Genomic DNA, 16,341 nt, shown 5'->3' on the forward strand with positions numbered 1-16,341 from the left:
CGGTGTGATCCTTCCTGTATCGGCACCGGCGGGTCAACCAACAGCCTGCCGGCACTGCCGTGTGAGGCATGCTGACGGTTGGCCCCTTCAACCGCCGGGTCTATGGCATTTGGCGAGCGCAGCGTGCTGTTGTGTCTAGGACGCATCGACTAATACCGGATAACTATGCCGACTCGGGGCTGGTGCTGGATGCAGGAGCCGGCGAACCCTTTGGTTAATCCAGGTAGGCCCTGGAGACACGATCGGTAGAATCGAGTGGAGCTCATCGGTAGATCCGCTCAATTCGCAAATCTATGTGTCGATCATAGCTCCTCGAACAGAACCATACGGTGACGCCTGATCTCCAGAAAAGCAGAAAGGGTGTACGTGGTCCGCGCTGGATGCGACAACTGGCCGGATTCTCTGCCAAGTGCCTGCCACCGGTACCAATCCGGTGACGTCAAAATAGGCTGTCGGGTTAGGGCCAGTAGCTTCGTCGCCGGGTCTGGTTTATGCCGGTTCGATGTCCGGTGACATGGTAGTGCTCGACGCAATACCGGGGCTACTATCTGGAAGTATGCAGTAGCCAGTGCGCCATCGATTATAAATGGTTAACTGTTCTGGGGCTCTGGCTATGGTCGCTTCAATTTTGGCAGGCCCTAATAACAAGCTTTATAAGTTCACGCCAGTCGGCTCCGCACCAGCTCCGCATTGATCAACGTACAAAGCCTCCTGTCTGACCGCAGGGGGCTTTTCAGAAGAGACCGCACGGCATGCTTTAATGCTGGTTTTATATCTATAAATAACATTAAATTATATAAATAAGTTTTTGATTTATAAAGATTAAATCTTCTATTCGATCAGATTTGAACAGATCTTTACGTAGCTACCCAGTACTTAAAAAACCGTTCACTTAACGTTAGATATAGGATCAATTTTTTAGTTTAAATAATTGAAATTTAAGGATAAAAACGTCCGGCGCAGTAGTCTGCCAAATTAGGATCTAGTAGTGCGTAAAATACCTTGAGAGGTCGAAGCGTTCTGTCTCGCGCTCGAATCAAGTGAACCTTCAGGTTAAAGGCCGTCGAGTCGGCCGCGTCGTGCAACAGGGACTCGATAATTAACCAATACTCAATCAACATGGCATCGTTGCCACCGGTTCGGACAGCTTCATGAAGAGTCCGGCCTACGTTCATCGGTTGTGGCTATGCTGAGTAAGCGTGGCCATCTTGTGGTTGCGGATACTATTCAGGCATTAACTGTGCAGATCGTGTTCGATCACCTGGATATTTCACACCGATTTTGGCTGTTTATCCTTGCGGCTCGGTAGGCTGCCCAATGCTGTATAACCGGAGCTTGTTGGCAATGGTAGTGTGGGAGACGCCAAGTCGCTTACCCAGTAAACGACTGCTGGGGTATTGGGTGATCAGCTGTTCCAGCACTGCCTTTTCGAATCGACCAACGATCTGGTCAAGATTACCGTCCAGCGTGAAGTGTCCCAGCGGTTGTGGGGTGCCGTAATCAGGCAGACGTATGTGCTCAGGTTTAACTACCTTGCCTTCGGCCAAGGAAACCGCTTGAAAGAGTGCATTTTCAAGCTGACGCACATTGCCAGGCCAGGGGTAATGGCGTAGTCGCTCGAAGGCGGCAGGGGCCAAAGGCTTGAGCGGGCAGCCGATCTGGCGGCTGGCTTGATCCAGAAAGTGTTCGACCAGCGGCTCCAGTCCATCCAGGCATTCACGCAAGGGGGGGATGTGCAGCGAAAGCACATTGAGGCGATGGTACAGGTCCTGGCGGAATTCGCCTTGTACGCATAAATCGGAAAGATCCTGCTGGGTGGCGCAGATGACACGGACGTCCAGGTAGACCTCCTCATCGCTACCCACCCGGCGAAAAATCCCATCCTGCAGAAACCGAACCAGTTTGGCTTGAAGGCGCAGACTCATCTCACCCACTTCATCCAGAAATAGCGTGCCACCGGCGGTAAGCTCAAGCAGTCCAAGCTTGCCCTCTGGCCGAGCCCCTTCGAATGCACCAGCGCTGTATCCAAACAGTTCCGTCTCAGCCATCGACTCGGGCAGACCCGCACAGTTGAGCACCATGAAGGGGGCTTGACCGCGAGGGCTCGCCAAGTGGCAGGCCCGCGCCAGCAGCTCTTTGCCGGTACCGGTTTCGCCGGTAATCAGCAGCGGCGCATCAAGAGGAGCCATGCGTCGCGCCTCCCGGACGACAGCAGCCATGGACCTGGAGCTCTGGAAGATGCTGTCAAACCCTCGCAGCTCCTGCTTGCGTACCTGATAGATACGCTCGCCCACCTGATCGGCACGGTGCAGCGTCAGTACGGCGCCCGCCAGGGCCTCGCTGTCGTCATGCCCGGTCTGCAGGGGTGTGATATCGGCGAGAAAAACATCGCCCTTGATCTGAATACGCAAACCATTGAGCCGGGATTTGTTGGCACGAACCAGCTCAGGCAGGTCCAGCTCATCCACATATTTAGAGAGTGCCATTCCGGGCACCTCGTCCACTCGGGCACCCAATAGCTGCGCTGCTGCGCGGTTGGCTGCAACGATATGGCCAGCCATATCAATCGACAGCACGGGAAACTCCAACGCGCCGAGCAGCGTATTGAGTTCCAGGTGGCGACGCTCGCTGGGCATGAGGCTGATACGCCAGATATCGAAAACACCGGGGATGGCCGCGAGCTTGGATCGCAGTGCTTGGAATTGCAGATTGATCAGATTAGGGCAGTAGAGATAGACCGTATTGCCTTGGTCGCCTCCCACCTCGCCACGGGCCACGTTAATCCCGTAGTCAGCCAACAGATTGAGCATGTCGCGCAGAATGCCTACGCGGTTCTGACACAAAACTTTGATTCGCATCGAGCGGGCCCATTGTTGTGATTATAGCGGGCGGTGCAGCCAATTTTTTCAGTAGGCCGCAAGCTGAGTGTCAAGAATATGTGCCAGATAGGCCCTTTATCAAGTAAACCGCATAGCCTGAAGTGAACCCTTAACAGTTTGCTGTAAAGATTTTCTTACGAATCATCCAGGCAAAATATGCCGCCTTGATCTTTTAGCCTTATACATACAGACCGTCTTCGCGCTATTGCTAGAGCCATACAACAAGACCCAGCGGCATCCGCCGTCAAGGAGGCTACATGAAAAGTACGCAGTACGTGGCGAGAAAACCGGATGAGTCTGGTTTTATCCATTACTCGGATGACGAACACGGTGTATGGAATACGCTGATCACTCGGCAGTTGAAGGTGATTGAAGGCAAGGCCTGCCAGGAATACCTGGACGGTATTACCCAGCTTGATCTGCCTATGGACCGCATACCCCAGTTGTCCGAAGTCAACCGCGTACTGGAACGCACCACGGGCTGGCGCGTGGCACAGGTGCCAGCGTTGATCCCTTTCGAGACGTTTTTCGCCTTGTTGGCTAGCCAGCAGTTTCCAGTCGCCACGTTCATTCGAACCCGGGAAGAGCTGGACTACTTGCAGGAGCCCGATATCTTCCATGAAATCTTTGGCCATTGTCCGCTGCTGACCAATCCCTGGTTTGCCGAATTCACCCATACCTACGGCAAGTTGGGGCTCGCTGCCTCCAAGGAAGAGCGCATCTTCCTGGCGCGCCTGTACTGGATGACCATTGAGTTTGGACTGGTGGATACGCTGATGGGACGTAAGATCTATGGAGGCGGTATCCTGTCATCGCCCAAGGAGACGGTGTATTCGCTTTCGGCCGAACCCGAGCACCTGCCGTTCGACCCCATCGAGGCCATGCGTACCCCGTATCGAATCGATATTCTGCAACCCGTCTATTTCGTGTTGCCTGAACTCAAGCGGCTATTCCAGGTCGCTCATGAAGACATCATGGGCATGGTTCGCGAGGCCATGCAGCTCGGGCTTCACAAACCCCGCTTTTCGCCCAAAGCAGCCTGATATTACAAGGAGAAGACATGACTGCTACCGCTCTGAAACAAGGCCACTGCGAAGCCTGTAGCGCCGATGCCCCCAAAGTCAGCGAAGAAGAGCTGGCGGAGCTGATTCGGCAGATTCCGGACTGGAACATTGAAGTGCGTGACGGAATCATGCAGCTCGAAAAGGTCTTCCGCTTCAAGAATTTTCGCCATGCGCTGGCGTTCACCAATGCCGTTGGCGCTATTGCTGAGGAAGAAGGGCATCATCCCGGCCTCTTGACCGAATGGGGCAAGGTGACGGTGACCTGGTGGAGCCATTCGATCAAAGGACTTCATCGCAACGATTTCATCATGGCGGCCCGCACGGACGAGGTGGCGGCTACAGCGGAGGGGCGCAAGTGAGCCATTTTAAGACGGTCGACTGGGTAGCCGGCGACCCGATCATGGGGCTGCTTGAAGCGTTTCGAGCCGATCCTAACCCCGCCAAGCTGGATCTGGGCGTAGGCGTATATAAGGATCGGCAAGGCCTTACTCCCATTCCCAAAGCCGTCAAACTGGCGGAGCAGGCATTGATCGGCAACGAACAGACCAAGAGCTATGTTGGCGGCCACGGCGATGTGAGCTTCGGGACCTACCTGCTGCACCTTGTTCTAGGTGCACATAGCGCGGTAATCGATGACAAACGGGCCGGCTGTACCCAGACCGTCGGTGGTACAGGAGCCCTGCGGCTAACAGGGGAGTTCATTGCGCAGTGTCTGCCAGGCAAGGGCGTCTGGTTGAGTCAGCCAACCTGGCCGATTCACGAAACGCTGTTCAGGGCCGCCGGGCTCGCCGTGCAGCATTACCCCTATGTGGGAGCAGATAACCGTCTTGATGTAGCCGGTATGCTCGAAGCCATGCGGCAGATTCCCAAAGGTGACGTCATCCTGTTGCACGCTTGTTGTCATAATCCGACTGGCTTCGATTTGAGTCGAGCCGATTGGCAGCAGGTATTGGGGATCGTAAAGGAGCGCGAGCTGCTGCCCTTGTTCGACTTTGCCTATCAGGGGTTTGGCGATGGGCTGGAAGAAGACGCCTGGGCTGTCAGGTTATTTGCCCAGGCGTTGCCAGAGCTTTTGATTACCAGCTCCTGCTCGAAGAACTTTGGTCTGTACCGTGAACGTACGGGAGGGCTGATCGTGGTGGCGGAAGATGCAGATCGTCTTCTGGCCGTACGCAGCCAGCTCGCCTCGATTGCCCGTAATCTCTGGTCTACGCCACCTTCCCATGGTGCGGCGGTCGTGGCCGAGATCCTGGGTACTGCTTCATTGCGCACAATGTGGGAAGAAGAAGTCAATGCCATGCGCACGCGTATCACGAGCTTGCGCAAGGGACTGGTCGAAGCACTGATCCCTTTTGGCTTGAACGAGCGCTTTGCTCATATTGCCGAGCAGCGCGGTATGTTCTCGTATACAGGACTCACCGCTGAGCAGGTCGCACAGCTCAAGGCGCGTTATAGCGTTTATCTCGTCAGTAGCGGCAGGGCCAATGTCGCCGGGCTGGACGAGAACCGGCTCGATGAACTGGCACGTGCGATTGCCGAGGTCTCTCGGTAGCGGAAAAGCCGGCAATCGCCGGCTTTTCTTTCAGAACGTACCCTGGTAATGCCCTCCATCGAGCAACACGTTCTGGCCGGTCATGTAACTCGCATGTTGGCTGCATAGGAAAGCGCACACCGCACCGAATTCATCTGCCGTGCCGAAGCGTCTGGCGGGGACCGTCTGTAATCGCTGCTGAACAATATCTGCCACCGGCTTTCCAGCAGACTGTGCAGAACGCTCCAGTGTGTTTTGTAGCCGATCGGTATCGAAAGAGCCTGGCAGAAGGTTGTTGATCGTAACGTTGCGCTCCGCCAGACGAGCCTGACGCGCAAGCCCGGCGACAAACCCCGTCAGGCCGCTGCGTGCGCCATTGGACAAGCCTAGAATATCGATAGGCGCCTTGACGGCAGAGGACGTGATATTCACGACACGACCGAATCCTCGCTCCGCCATGCCATCAACGGTTGCCTTGATCAGCTCGATGGGCGTGAGCATATTGGTCTCGACGGCGCTCAGCCAGTCCTCCCGCGTCCAGTCACGAAAGTCTCCCGGCGGAGGTCCGCCTGCGTTGTTCACAAGGATGTCGACCTGTGGACATTGAGTCAGGAGTGCCTGTCTGACGTTTTCATCACTGATATCGCCTGCGACACAGCGGACCTCAATAGCAGGATTGAGCGAGCGTAAAAATGTGGCGGTCTCCTCCAGTGCTTCAAGGCCGCGTGCATTGATTACCAGGTTGACGCCTTCCTGAGCTAACGCGCTGGCACAGCCTTTACCCAGCCCCTTGCTGGCAGCACATACCACTGCCCAGCGTCCCGAAATGCCTAAATCCATTGCTCTTCCTCCGGTTGCGAACACGCAAGATCGGAGCATTAGGCTACAGCGGGAGGGAAAAGTTGATACAGAGGAGGAGCCTGGACCCTTACGGGTCCAGGTGTCTGGCTTAGTCAGCCGAAGTGGCTGCCAGCGAAGGTTCTGCGGGGTTGGCGTCCGGCTTACGTTTGAGGCGATAACACGCCACCATGATGACCAGCCATACCGGAATGGCGTAGACCGAGATATTGATGCCGGGAATCAACAGCATGGTGCCCAGGATGAAGACTACAAACGCCAGGCACAGGTAGTTCCCATAGGGATACCAGAACGCCTTGAACGCCGTGCTGACACCCTGGCGCTTCATCTGCGCACGAAACTTCAGATGCGCCAGGCTGATCATCGCCCAGTTGATTACCAGCGTTGCCACTACCAGCGACATCAGGAGCTCAAGCGCCTGCTGCGGCATCAGATAATTGACAACTACCGCCAGGAAGGTAATGGCGGCCGAGAACAGAAGGGCACTTACCGGTACGCCGCGAGTATCGACCTTGGCCAGGAAACGAGGCGCATCGCCTTGCTCAGCCAGACCCAACAGCATGCGTCCGTTACAGTAGCAACCACTGTTGTAGACGGACAACGCTGCGGTCAGTACGACAAAGTTCAGGATGTGGGCCGCTGCATCACTGCCAATCAGAGAGAAGATCTGGACAAAGGGACTACCGCTGTACGCATCGCCGGAGGCAGTCAGCGTCTGTACCAGCGAATCCCAGGGCTTGAGTGAAAGCAGAATGATCAGGGCGCCGACATAAAAGATCAGGATACGGTAGATCACCTGGTTGATGGCTTTGGGAATGACTTTCTTGGGCTCCGAGGCTTCGGCGGCGGTAAAGCCCAGCATTTCCAGGCCACCAAACGAGAACATGATAATGGCCATGGACATGACCAATCCCTGAATGCCGTGGGGGAAGAAGCCGCCATGCGACCACAGGTTGCTGACAGAAGCCTGTGGGTCACTGCCACCGATAAGCAGGTAAGTTCCCAGCAGGATCATGCCGATGATGGCAACCACTTTGATGATCGCAAACCAGAACTCGGCCTCGCCGAACAGTTTCACATTGGCCAGGTTAATGGCATTGACCAGCAGGAAAAAGAAGGCGGCGCTGGCCCAAGTGGGTATCTCCGGCCACCAGTAGTGAATGTACTTGCCAACCGCCGTCAGCTCGGACATGCCTACCAGGATATAGAGAACCCAGCAGTTCCAGCCTGACAGAAAGCCGGCAAAGCCTCCCCAGTATCGATGAGCGAAGTGGCTGAACGAGCCGGCTACAGGTTCCTCGACAATCATCTCGCCCAGTTGGCGCATGATGAGAAAGGCAATAAATCCCGCCAGGGCATAGCCCAGGATCATGGAAGGGCCGGCCGACTGCATGACGCCTGCCGAGCCAAGAAACAAACCAGTACCAATAGCGCCACCCAGGGCTATCAATTGGATATGGCGATTTTTCAGGCCACGTTTGAGTGTACCCGATTGGGTGTTACGACCAACCATTTAAACGTCCTCACGCAAGGTGTTGTTATTGTGCGGTGTGAAGCGTGTCTATGCGAAGGCCAAACTAGGTAAAAATGTCGCAGGTACTCCGCCTTTTATCGGTTGAAGCACTCTTTTGAGGAGTACACCTGTGATAGGTAAGGTTAATCGAGGCGGTTTTAGGGCTAGAAAGCAGGCAGTCTACGTTCAGGATCATGCGTCACCTTTTATTGTTGTATGTGACGGAGCGGACGTACCAGAGAAACGGTAATGGAATGTCCTTTCCAGTAGACCTATATGAGCCGAAGCCAACTTAGGTAACAACCCCGGCCTGAAGAGCCAGGGCTGTTCCCGTGAGAGAAAGTGTCACGTTTTTCTGACAGTCGCGCCAAAACCCGCGATTTACGAGGCTTGCCGTAAAAGTTTTTTGACGAGCAGATCACTGTGTGGAATAACGCCTCAGTCAATCAAGCGGCCACGGGCAGCGTGAAATGAAAGGTGCTGCCTTGCCCTGGATCGCTCACGGCCCAGATTCGGCCTCCATGCGCTTCCACAATTCCCTTGCTAATGAATAGGCCCAGCCCGGTTCCCGTTGGGTTGCCTGCCTTGACGTGCCAGTAACGATCAAAGATGTGCTCCAATTCGTCATCGGAAATGCCTATGCCGCTGTCTCTGATGGAGAAGCAGGCGTGGCTACCCTCACGCGTCACGGATATCTCAATACTGCCACCAGCAGGCGTGAACTTGATACCGTTACTGATCAGATTCGATAGCACCTGAAAGAGCCGCTCGGCATCGGCATTCAGGATCACGTCGTCTTCTACATGAATCTTGAGCTGAATGGATTTGGTTTCGGCGAGCGACTGCAATAGCTGCACCGCCTGGTGGACCAGACTGGAAGCATCATGGGGCTGAGGTGAAATCTGAAAGCGGCCCGATTCAATCTTGGACAGGTCCAACAGGTCGCCAATCATGCTATTCATGCGTGTAGCGACCGTTTGAATGATATTGATCGCCGACAGCAAGCGCTTGGATGATTCACGTTGATCGCCCACGATCATCCGCTGCATAAGGCCTGCCTGCATGGTCACAATCGTCATGGGATTACGCAGGTCATGGGAGACTACTGCCACAATCTCGTCACGTGCACGTACGGCCTCGCGTTCGCGGGCGACCTGAAGGGCCAGATCAATTTCTATCGCTGAGCGGCGCAAGTCCTTGACGGCATAAATATCTCCAGGAAGCCAGCGCTTGGAGCGTCCACGTACCTGTTCTCGCCAAACGGCAAAGCTGCGCCGCGGATGAGGACGCAGCTGACCGGTCTCTGGGTCCGCTTCCAAGGGTTTATTCGGATTACCGCTCCATTTGAGGGTTTTGACCAGCTCTGGTCTGAACCACAGCACCATATTGGTGACTGGCTTGGGCAGGGTAATAGCCATAAGGCCGCTACCCAGGTGCGCATAGGTAGAGGCATCAGCCAGCTCATTGGGTAGACAGCGCGTATGGAAAATCCCGCTCTCGCTAAGTTGCGATTCAGCCCATTGGGCAAGCGCCCTGATTTCAGTATCACCCGGGCAATCCCCCACGACCAATACGCGCTGATCGACTAAAATGGCAGCGCCACTGGCATCCGCAAGCGCCAGAAGATCGTCTCCTTTGTACATCAGCCCGATCAACGCCTCATCTTCAGCCGAATGCATGGCTTTCACCAGGCGAGAAAGGTATTCCTGCTTGGCTTCACGCTGCTGTTGGGCATCCCGCTCCTGGAGCGCATTGATCTGGAGCGACGTTAACTCGCCAATTGCCTGGCAAGCGGCACGGATTCGGTAGGGAAGGTAATGGGGCTCCCTATGACCGCAGCTGATCAGGCCCCATAAGGAATCGCCCTGCATAAGCGATACACTCATTGACGCCCGCAAGCCTTGATAGCCAATGTATTCCCGATGCAGCGGCGAAACACTGCGCAGGATTGCACAACTAAGGTCCACCGGCTGGCCTGTCTCGCTTCTGAATGGCGGAAGCAGGGGGACCGGCTCATAGCGAGCATCGGGAATCAGGCGAATCCAGTTATGCTCATAGAGCTTACGGGCCTGGGCCGGTATATCAGAGGCAGGAAACCGAAGCTCGAGATAGGGATCTACCTCAGGATCTCGTGCCTCTGCCACCACTTGGCCGTCACCTTCGTTATCGAATCGGTAGACCACAACACGGTCGAAACCTGTTAGGGCTCTGACCTCCTCGACAACCACCTGCTGCAAATCCGCCAACGTGCGTACTTTTTGCAGGCGACGCAACGCGCGTGAATTCAGAACGCCGTCAGAAGGCGAAGTGGGTTGAGCACGTTCCAGTTCGAGAAAGATCAAGCCATCATGTTGATGCAGCAGACCCTCGTATTCGTGGCCTCCGACCGTCAATAACAGCGGATTGACCTCGTCGAAATCGGGCTGCCGGAGCGCTTGCTCGACCTGCGACAGCGCTTGAGCATTCAGGATCTTTGCAAGAGGCTGTCCAAGTACCGCATCCGTTTTGCAGTCCAAAAGCGTAGGGAGGTTGGCGCTGATGTGCTGAACGCGAGTATCGGCTTCTCTAAAAGCAATCAGATACCCATGAGGCTGAATAGCGCCTGGAATATGAATAGGCTCGCTCTCACAGCGTATGGGGTCGGCTTCGCGTTGATCGTGGCCAGTCATGCCGAATGTGAACTCCTTCTAATCCAGAGCTGTGCAGTCATTAACTGCCACTTCGTCTGTTATAGATGTGACTGCATTTGGCCTTGATCGTTTGATCAAGGTGTCGAAGCGGTAGGCACCCCTAGGGTGCATGAACGGTCAGAAACTACCGAGAATGGCAGGGTGGAGCAGGGTTATGCAGCAGATTGACGTGGTTGTGGTAGGAGGAGGGCAGTCCGCGCTGGCAGTTGCCTATTTCCTGCGCCGTACGTCACGTTCATTCGTGTTGCTGGATGCAGAGCAGCATCCAGGTGGTGCCTGGCAACACGGATGGGATTCGTTGCATCTTTTCTCACCGGCCAGCTCCAGCTCCATTCCTGGTTGGCCCATGCCTCCTACCCACGAAGAAACGCCTTCGCGTGACCATGTCCTGGATTATCTGACCCGGTATGAGCACCGTTACGGGTTTCCCATCAGGCGTCCTGTCTGGGTAGAGAGCATTGAGCCACACCCGAACGGTTTGCTGGTCAAGGCTGGCGCAGAGGCATGGCTGGCCCAGGCGGTAGTCAGTGCAACCGGAACCTGGCGACATCCCTACACGCCCCGTTATCCGGGCCAAACGCTGTTCAGAGGGCAGCAGATTCATTCGGCACAGTATGTCAATGCCGAGCCTTTTATGGACAAAACCGTATTGATTGTCGGAGGGGGCAATTCAGGGGCTCAGATCCTGGCTGAAGTATCCAAGGTGGCAGAGGCTCATTGGATTACCCTGGCGGATCCACAATTTCTACCGGACGATGTGGATGGATATGTCCTGTTCGAGCGAGCAACCGAGCGCTGGAGGGCGCAGCAGGAAGGCCGCATCTGCGATGAGCCCGCGGGTGGGCTGGGCGATATTGTCATGGTTCCCAGCGTGAAGGAGGCAAGGACACGAAGCGTATTACGGGCCGTGCGGCCATTCGAGCGCTTTACTGAGAGCGGCGTAGTCTGGTCCGACGGACATGAAATTGCAGTAGATGCGGTAATCTGGTGCACGGGCTTCAGGCCTGCGTTGGCGCATCTGGAAGCGCTGGGGCTGGTCGAGCCGGATGGACGTGTTCAGGTTAACCGCACTCGTTCGGTCAAGGAGCCCCGTGCGTGGCTCGTGGGCTACGGTGAGTGGACCGGTATGGCATCAGCAACGCTGGTAGGCGTCACCCGAACGGCACGGAGCACCGTTCAGGAGATTGAAGTCTATCTCGATCAGAGGGAGCGTTGATTGACGCGCCGGGACAGTGCCTCGGCAGATTCCTTGCGTTCCGAGTAACGATCTACCAGATACGTCTGGCGCCCACGGAGCAGGAGCGTGAACTTCATCAGTTCTTCCATGACGTCCACCAGGCGATCGTAATAGGGCGAAGGTTTCATTCGTCCTGCCTCATCGAATTCCAGAAACGCCTTGGGCACCGAGGACTGATTTGGAATCGTGAACATCCGCATCCAACGACCTAAAACACGCAGTTGATTCACGACATTGAAGGACTGCGAGCCTCCGCAGACCTGCAGAACAGCGAGGGTCTTGCCTTGGGTAGGGCGAACCGCACCCATGGCCAGCGGAACCCAGTCGATTTGTGCTTTGAAAACGGCGCTCATGGAGCCGTGTCGCTCAGGTGAGCACCATACCTGACCTTCTGACCATTGCATCAATTCCCGCAGCTCAACGACTTTCTCATGGGTATCGGGGGCATCGTCAGGCAAGGGGAGACCTGAAGGGTCAAAAATTTGGACGTCGGCGCCAAAATGTTCGAGCAGAAGAGCGGCTTCCTGTGTCAGGAGTCGGCTGAAGGAGCGCTCTCGGTTCGATCCATAAAGCAACAGGATCCTGGGCTTATGGGGCAGGGGCTGCTGACTATCCAGGCGCTCGACAGCGGGAATGTCGATCAGGGACATATCGAGATTCGGCAGGTTATCCAAGTGAAGCCTCCCGGTCAGTTGCCAAGCGCATTAACTGCGGAGCGGAGTTCGTCCCGATTCAAGCGATCAAACGGTAGGGCAAGGAATGCCTGCACGCGCTGCTCGATGATCCTTAGCGTTTTCTCGAAGGCTTGCTGAATATCCGCTTCGCTGGCCTCCAGTGCAGAGGGATCCTCCAGCCCCCAATGAGCCTTGAGTACATGACCAAAATAGACCGGGCAGGCTTCGCCAGCTGCACGGTCGCAGACGGTAATAACCACATCAGGCGGAGCGTCAGCAAACACGTCGGAAGACTTGCTATAAAGTCCCTCCGTTGTAATACCAGCCCTTTTTAGAGCATTTAAAGTCAATGGACTGACCTCCCCGCTAGGATGGCTACCAGCGCTAACCGCCTCGAATCCATCAGGAGCCAGATGATTGAACACTGCCTCCGATAGAATGCTTCTGCAACGGTTATGGGTACACATGAACAGTACTTTCATAAAGCCTCCTGGCGCTTACAGACTTAAACGCAGAGCGAGCGCAGCAAGCGTCGCGAGCAAAACGGGCAGGGTAAGAACGATACCTACCTTGAAGTAGTAACCCCAGGTAATCGTAATGTCCTTGCGTGCAAGAACATGTAGCCAGAGCAGCGTGGCCAGACTCCCGATAGGGGTAATCTTCGGGCCCAGGTCGCTGCCAATAACGTTGGCGTAAATCATGGCCTGCTGGACCACACCGGTGGTTTCACTGTCATGAATGGAAAGCGCTCCAATGAGAACCGTGGGCAGGTTGTTCATGATGGACGACAAAAAAGCGGTTAGCAGGCCGGTTCCGATTGCAGCGCCCCATACACCGTAATGAGCGCAATATTTCAACGCCTGCGTCACGTAGTCTGTCAGGCCCGCATTGCGTAGCCCGTATACCACTAGATACATCCCAAGGGAAAAGACGACAATTTGCCAGGGAGCGTCCTTGAGAACCTTCTGGGTGCTGATCACATGACCTCGCGCCGCAATTACGAATAGCAGCAGGGCACAGGCCGCAGAAATCACGCTGATAGGTACACCCATCGGCTCAATGATGAAGAAGCCAATGAGCAGAAGGCCCAGCACCCACCAGCCAGCAATGAACGTTGCACGGTCGCGTATGGCTTCACGAGGGTCCTTGATCTGGGCCAAGTCGTAGTGCTGAGGAATTTCACGGCGGAAAAACCAGAGCAGCATAATCAGCGTGGCCAGAATGCTCACGATATTCACGGGTGCCATGATGGCGGCATATTCGCCAAAGCTGATGCCGAAATAATCCGCCGAAACGATGTTTACCAAGTTGGATACCACGAGCGGCAGGCTGGCTGTATCGGCAATAAAACCGGCCGCCATGACAAATGCCAGCGTGGCGGCTGGAGAAAAGCGCAAGGCCATTAGCATGGCGATGACAATAGGAGTGAGGATCAGCGCCGCACCGTCATTGGCGAACAGGGCAGAAACCGCAGCCCCCAGCAGGATAATGAACGCGAACAGCCTGCGTCCGTTGCCGCCACCCCAGCGGGCGACATGCAATGCGGCCCATTCGAAAAAGCCTGCCTCATCCAGTAGCAGGCTGATGACGATAATGGCGATAAAGGTGGCAGTAGCATTCCATACGATATGCCATACGACCGGGATGTCTCCCAGGCTTACGACACCTGTCAGAAGTGCCAGAACGGCTCCTAGGGATGCGCTCCAGCCCACGCCTAACCCTTTGGGCTGCCAGATGACCAGAACGATCGTTATCAGAAAGATCAAAGATGCAATCAGCATGCATGAAACTCGATGGAAGGTTGACGTTGATTAACAGCAAAGCGCCTTACGCTCGGGACGGTTACCCATTTTGTGCAGGCGTTCCATGTCCACCGCGAGCCACGCTGGATTGGCTTCCAGCGTGCTCCGAAGGACAGCCCGAATCCACCCGGGCAAGGTTGGGTGAATCCGGTAATACACCCATTGGCCCTGGCGACGATCCGCTAGCAGTCCACATTGGCGCAGGTGTGCCAGATGGCGAGAAATCTTTGGTTGGATTTCATCCAGAGCGCTGGCGAGTTCACATACACATAGCTCTTCCTCTTGAAGGATCAGCAATGTCATGCGTGCACGGGTCTCGTCGGCGAGGCATTTAAACAGGAGTGAAGGTGTCAGGGATTGGGACATATGGCTTCCTTCAATAAGGGAGACACTATAATTAATATATGAAAAGTCGTATATACGTGCATCCATATAACCTGTCAGCACGTACGCTGGAAACGTATTTGCTTGCTGGCCGCTCTGATAAGAACAGACAAAGAGTGCAGGTGTGAATCATGAGCAGTATCTGGAGCATGACGCTGGCAGCCTTTCGTGATGCAACGGCTGCCAACAGCTCGACACCCAGCTGTGGGGCAGCAGCGGCCGTCTCGGCCACGATGGGAAGTGCGTTGATACTCATGGCGCTGCGGATCAGCGAATCCAAATCGGCTGCTCCTGGTCGGAGCGAGCTGATCAAGCGCGTCGAGCAGCAGATGGCGAAGCTTGGTACCTACGCCGACGCAGATGTAAAAGCGTTTGAGCGCTATATGGATGCGGCTCGACTACCGGAGCATTCCTCAATCCAGGCAGAAGAACGTGAGCAGGAGGTACAAGATGCCGTGGTCGAGGCCACGCAGGTCCCGTTGGAAACAGCAGAAACCTGTCTCGAACTGCTTCGTCTGGCGGAAGAAGGCGTTTCGTTTACGTCCGAGAATGTGCTGAGCGACATACTGTCTGGGAGTCTGTTATTGCAGGGTGGGTTATCGGCGGTACTGCTCAATGTAGATGCAGATGCAAAGATGCTGGAGGAGGGCACGGTGCGGGATGAGGCAGTTACAAAACGGCAATGTCTTGAGCAGCAGGCAGACCTGTATCTACAGTCCATTAGGAAGGCAGTCTGTACCCGCTAGACACTTTTCTACAGATGTGACTAGCCATTTGGCCTGAATAAGCCAAATGGTTCTATCGTACCTGTACGGTGTTGCAGTACGGGTTAAGTTGCTTTTTCGATAGCTAGGGCCAGCAGATCCTTGGGTTCCAGGTCACGTCCCAGTACATCAATCACGCCCGGCGTAAAGCTGGCCGTGATTTTTTTGGGATTGGACTTCCAGCCCTGAAGAATCATCAATGTCGCCTTTTGGCCATTCTTATGGATGACACGTAAGGAGGCACGTGATAATTGTGTCAAAAGTGCCTCAATTTCGCTGATTTCATCAGTGTCGTGCGGGATAATGATCAGTTCGTTGCGTTTGCGATCATCAAAAAAGATTTCTTCGGTGCGGCGCAGGGCGTTGTTGTATTTGGTCATGAAAGGTATCTCGAAATCGGTAGGGAGACGGGAGCAAAGGCTCTGAACCAGTCTCAATATTGCTGGAGCTCCATCAGCTACGACCGGCCATGAGAACGGTGAACTGTTCAGCCTGAGCCTCGCCTGAGAAAAATTTCAGGCGATCTGAAACGAGATTTTCCAGCCGCTATAGCGTTTGCATACTGCGCACAGGCAGTTTGCAAACGGTTTCCAATTTAATGGGGCAACCGTTACGAGCACTTACTCGACAACAACGGCGAGATTTGGCGGGGATCAAAATTTCATAGCTGAATCAACTTCTTACCTTCAGCATGAATACTGCGTTGCTCAAACCCGTTCATCTCACGTGTTTGAAAGGGTAGCGTTCATAGCGCTAGAAAAGTGAGACGCATGTCTCGTTATTGCATTTTGCTGTCTTCTGATCGTCATAAAGACGACGCCAGTACGAAAGAAGTTGCACCGATACGCAGCGAAGCCGTGTTCATCTACCGACTCCTGCACATCGACTGATACCAAGTAAAAATTTACCGTTCGTCGGACGTACTACTTGAAAAAAACGAGCGGG

14 protein-coding genes are annotated in these 16,341 nt (G+C 54.9%); 5 read left to right on the forward strand and 9 right to left on the reverse strand.

What is annotated here, in order from left to right:
- Positions 1-1,289 precede the first annotated feature (1,289 nt).
- A complete protein-coding gene (locus PLU01S_RS21130; protein WP_074826427.1) occupies positions 1,290-2,858 on the reverse strand; it encodes a sigma-54-dependent transcriptional regulator in 1,569 nt (522 codons plus the stop codon).
- 278 nt (positions 2,859-3,136) lie between these two features.
- Between PLU01S_RS21130 and phhA the strand changes: the two genes are divergently transcribed.
- From phhA to PLU01S_RS21145, 3 genes are read left to right on the forward strand one after another with little or no spacing between them, the layout of a single operon-like run.
- On the forward strand, positions 3,137-3,922 hold the full coding sequence (gene phhA / locus PLU01S_RS21135; RefSeq protein ID WP_074826430.1) for a phenylalanine 4-monooxygenase: 786 nt from the start codon (positions 3,137-3,139) through the stop codon (positions 3,920-3,922).
- 17 nt (positions 3,923-3,939) lie between these two features.
- The gene (locus PLU01S_RS21140; RefSeq protein ID WP_019365745.1) at positions 3,940-4,302 is read left to right on the forward strand and encodes a 4a-hydroxytetrahydrobiopterin dehydratase; all 363 of its coding nucleotides are present in this window, start codon (positions 3,940-3,942) and stop codon (positions 4,300-4,302) included.
- Positions 4,299-5,495: an amino acid aminotransferase gene (locus PLU01S_RS21145; RefSeq protein ID WP_074826433.1), complete on the forward strand. Its 1,197-nt coding sequence runs from the start codon at positions 4,299-4,301 to the stop codon at positions 5,493-5,495. The genes PLU01S_RS21140 and PLU01S_RS21145 overlap by 4 nt, the downstream gene beginning before the upstream one ends.
- 30 nt (positions 5,496-5,525) lie before the next feature.
- Here PLU01S_RS21145 and PLU01S_RS21150 read toward each other — a convergent pair whose 3' ends face one another.
- The 3 genes from PLU01S_RS21150 to PLU01S_RS21160 all read right to left on the reverse strand — a co-directional run bounded on the left by PLU01S_RS21150 (position 5,526) and on the right by PLU01S_RS21160 (position 10,514).
- On the reverse strand, positions 5,526-6,314 hold the full coding sequence (locus PLU01S_RS21150) for an SDR family oxidoreductase (protein WP_074826435.1): 789 nt from the start codon (positions 6,312-6,314) through the stop codon (positions 5,526-5,528).
- A gap of 109 nt (positions 6,315-6,423) precedes the next feature.
- Entirely contained in the window at positions 6,424-7,845 is a 1,422-nt protein-coding gene (locus PLU01S_RS21155) for an amino acid permease (protein WP_074826438.1), read from the reverse strand.
- Positions 7,846-8,291: 446 nt separating this feature from the next.
- Positions 8,292-10,514, reverse strand: a complete 2,223-nt coding sequence (locus PLU01S_RS21160) for an ATP-binding protein (RefSeq protein ID WP_074826441.1) — start codon at positions 10,512-10,514, stop codon at positions 8,292-8,294.
- Between the two features lie 175 nt (positions 10,515-10,689).
- On the opposite strand from PLU01S_RS21160, the gene PLU01S_RS21165 reads away from it, so the two are divergent.
- A complete protein-coding gene (locus PLU01S_RS21165; RefSeq protein WP_083397922.1) occupies positions 10,690-11,751 on the forward strand; it encodes an ArsO family NAD(P)H-dependent flavin-containing monooxygenase in 1,062 nt (353 codons plus the stop codon).
- On the opposite strand, the gene arsH is transcribed toward PLU01S_RS21165, so the two are convergent.
- The 4 genes from arsH to PLU01S_RS21185 are packed head-to-tail and all read right to left on the reverse strand — an operon-like array spanning position 11,736 to position 14,614.
- A complete protein-coding gene (arsH, locus tag PLU01S_RS21170; protein ID WP_256680790.1) occupies positions 11,736-12,446 on the reverse strand; it encodes an arsenical resistance protein ArsH in 711 nt (236 codons plus the stop codon). The two genes, PLU01S_RS21165 and arsH, sit on opposite strands and share 16 nt — an antisense overlap.
- Positions 12,447-12,460: 14 nt before the next feature.
- Complete coding sequence (locus tag PLU01S_RS21175) at positions 12,461-12,928, reverse strand: arsenate reductase ArsC (RefSeq protein ID WP_074826446.1); 468 nt, start codon at positions 12,926-12,928, stop codon at positions 12,461-12,463.
- Positions 12,929-12,943: 15 nt separating this feature from the next.
- Complete coding sequence (locus PLU01S_RS21180) at positions 12,944-14,227, reverse strand: arsenic transporter (protein WP_074826447.1); 1,284 nt, start codon at positions 14,225-14,227, stop codon at positions 12,944-12,946.
- A gap of 30 nt (positions 14,228-14,257) precedes the next feature.
- The gene (locus tag PLU01S_RS21185) at positions 14,258-14,614 is read right to left on the reverse strand and encodes a metalloregulator ArsR/SmtB family transcription factor (protein WP_074826448.1); all 357 of its coding nucleotides are present in this window, start codon (positions 14,612-14,614) and stop codon (positions 14,258-14,260) included.
- Positions 14,615-14,763: 149 nt separating this feature from the next.
- Here PLU01S_RS21185 and PLU01S_RS21190 point away from each other — a divergent pair, with 149 nt between their 5' ends.
- Positions 14,764-15,378 carry a cyclodeaminase/cyclohydrolase family protein gene (locus tag PLU01S_RS21190; RefSeq protein ID WP_074826450.1) on the forward strand — a complete coding sequence of 205 codons (615 nt, stop codon included), beginning with the start codon at positions 14,764-14,766 and terminating at the stop codon, positions 15,376-15,378.
- Positions 15,379-15,461: 83 nt separating this feature from the next.
- Here the strand turns inward: PLU01S_RS21190 and PLU01S_RS21195 are convergent, their stop codons facing one another.
- Positions 15,462-15,776, reverse strand: coding sequence for a hypothetical protein (locus tag PLU01S_RS21195; protein ID WP_074826454.1), 315 nt, complete (start codon positions 15,774-15,776; stop codon positions 15,462-15,464).
- Between the last annotated feature and the right edge of the window lie 565 nt (positions 15,777-16,341).

The organism is Pseudomonas luteola NBRC 103146 (genome assembly GCF_002091675.1).
Lineage (GTDB): Bacteria > Pseudomonadota > Gammaproteobacteria > Pseudomonadales > Pseudomonadaceae > Chryseomonas > Chryseomonas luteola.

Coding starts and splice junctions, on each gene's coding strand:
- PLU01S_RS21150 (WP_074826435.1), bottom strand. CDS start 6,314: ATGGATTTAGGCATTTCGGGACGCTGGGCAGTGGTATGTGCTGCCAGC.
- PLU01S_RS21140 (WP_019365745.1), top strand. CDS start 3,940: ATGACTGCTACCGCTCTGAAACAAGGCCACTGCGAAGCCTGTAGCGCC.
- phhA (WP_074826430.1), top strand. CDS start 3,137: ATGAAAAGTACGCAGTACGTGGCGAGAAAACCGGATGAGTCTGGTTTT.
- PLU01S_RS21185 (WP_074826448.1), bottom strand. CDS start 14,614: ATGTCCCAATCCCTGACACCTTCACTCCTGTTTAAATGCCTCGCCGAC.
- PLU01S_RS21155 (WP_074826438.1), bottom strand. CDS start 7,845: ATGGTTGGTCGTAACACCCAATCGGGTACACTCAAACGTGGCCTGAAA.
- PLU01S_RS21180 (WP_074826447.1), bottom strand. CDS start 14,227: ATGCTGATTGCATCTTTGATCTTTCTGATAACGATCGTTCTGGTCATC.
- PLU01S_RS21190 (WP_074826450.1), top strand. CDS start 14,764: ATGAGCAGTATCTGGAGCATGACGCTGGCAGCCTTTCGTGATGCAACG.
- PLU01S_RS21195 (WP_074826454.1), bottom strand. CDS start 15,776: ATGACCAAATACAACAACGCCCTGCGCCGCACCGAAGAAATCTTTTTT.
- PLU01S_RS21160 (WP_074826441.1), bottom strand. CDS start 10,514: ATGACTGGCCACGATCAACGCGAAGCCGACCCCATACGCTGTGAGAGC.
- PLU01S_RS21130 (WP_074826427.1), bottom strand. CDS start 2,858: ATGCGAATCAAAGTTTTGTGTCAGAACCGCGTAGGCATTCTGCGCGAC.
- PLU01S_RS21175 (WP_074826446.1), bottom strand. CDS start 12,928: ATGAAAGTACTGTTCATGTGTACCCATAACCGTTGCAGAAGCATTCTA.
- PLU01S_RS21165 (WP_083397922.1), top strand. CDS start 10,690: ATGCAGCAGATTGACGTGGTTGTGGTAGGAGGAGGGCAGTCCGCGCTG.